1 protein-coding gene is annotated in these 1,446 nt (G+C 37.4%); it reads right to left on the bottom strand.

Annotated elements, in window-relative coordinates; genetic code table 11:
• Positions 1-668 (bottom strand): reverse transcriptase domain-containing protein (locus NCCP28_RS23405; RefSeq protein ID WP_248563560.1); only part of this gene is annotated, 668 nt, incomplete at its 3' end.
• Positions 669-1,446 lie beyond the last annotated feature (778 nt).

Below are 1,446 nucleotides of genomic sequence, written 5' to 3'. Positions count from 1 at the left end.
TTTAACACAATGTTGGATAGTAAAGGTGACAGAATCCCCCCCTGCGGGGTACCTTTTGTAGGAACACCTTCTCCATCAATTTCTGCTTTAAGTAGCCTAGATATTATAGAAAGAAGTGATTTATCTCTTATGCCTATTGACCACATTTGTTTTAAAAGCTTACTATGATTAACATTATCAAAGAAGCCTTTAATATCTACATCAACACAATGATGTAGCCCAGACTGGTTAATTAGGAACTCAAGTCTGGCTTTGGCATGATGAGTGCTGCGATTTGGTCTGAACCCATAACTGTGTTTATGGAATTTTGCTTCGCAAATTGGCTCTAAGATTTGTAAAATGCACTGCTGAAAGATTCTATCCCAAATCGTTGGAATTCCCAAAGGTCTAGTTTTCCCATTTCCTTTTGGTATGTAAACTCTTCTTACCGTTTGCGGTTCGTACCATTTAAACATGGATTGGACTGTTGCTATTACATCTTCTACTGCTAAATGCTGAATGTCATTAATCGATAACTTGTCAGTTCCAGCAGTTTTGCTACCTGTATTTCTCTTAATGTTTCGATAGGCAAGTCGTATATTATCTGGAGAACTCATTAATTCTGTTAAGTCATAGAAGTGATGACCACCGACACTTTGAGCGTATAGTGTGTCAAAACAATCTTGCATACTATAATATTCACTGTGTCTCAGTTTCTTCCGTTTCAATAAGTCGGTACTCCTTTCGGAGTTAAACCTCTTTTAGTCTCACGAGAACCTTATTAATCGATAAAGAACTGCCTTACTTGGTTGAATAAATCTTTATTAGTCTAGTGGCTATCCCTCCATGTGAATTAGACACTTCATAGGTACTGTGCCACCACTTTCACTGATATGAAGATAAGTTATACAGTAACTAGTTTCATTATTGTTTTCCTTATCAACGTTTCAATAGAAGTAAGTCCTCCACGTTATCAGCTTACAACGTTGAATTATATCTATTATAGAATGAACTTAGGTGCTTCCTTTAAGCCTGTTAGCGTTCATACGCCTGTAACGTATCATGGATTTTCATATTAGTGAGTCTTACTCACCCACAGCTAACCTCACAATTTGATGATATACACATTTCTATGTATTGCAGGTATAGACCCGTACATTCAGAAGTTTGTCAGCTTAACCTTTTTCTTTTAGTTTTTCTTCGCATTCTCACCATATTCATTCAACTCAAGCACCATGAATTACACCACTCCATCGAGTAAGTTTTCGTCAGCCGAACTGTTACGGTAATTTCTCACGCCTTTTCACCGAGCTTATAACACTATCATTCTTACTAAATCAAGTGCTATTCGACTAAGAGAGAACCCTTCCGAGCGTTACCTCATCATTTGATTCTTCGATATAACCCTTCAGTTCCGAAAGGAACTGCCTAACCTTTACCGGAGTAATGTAACCATCCTCCATTTAA

Origin of the sequence: Niallia sp. NCCP-28, from assembly GCF_023168165.1 — a bacterium.
GTDB lineage: Bacteria > Bacillota > Bacilli > Bacillales > Cytobacillaceae > Niallia.
Note: the sequence above shows the minus strand (reverse complement) of the source record. Positions and strands in the feature narration are given on the sequence as shown.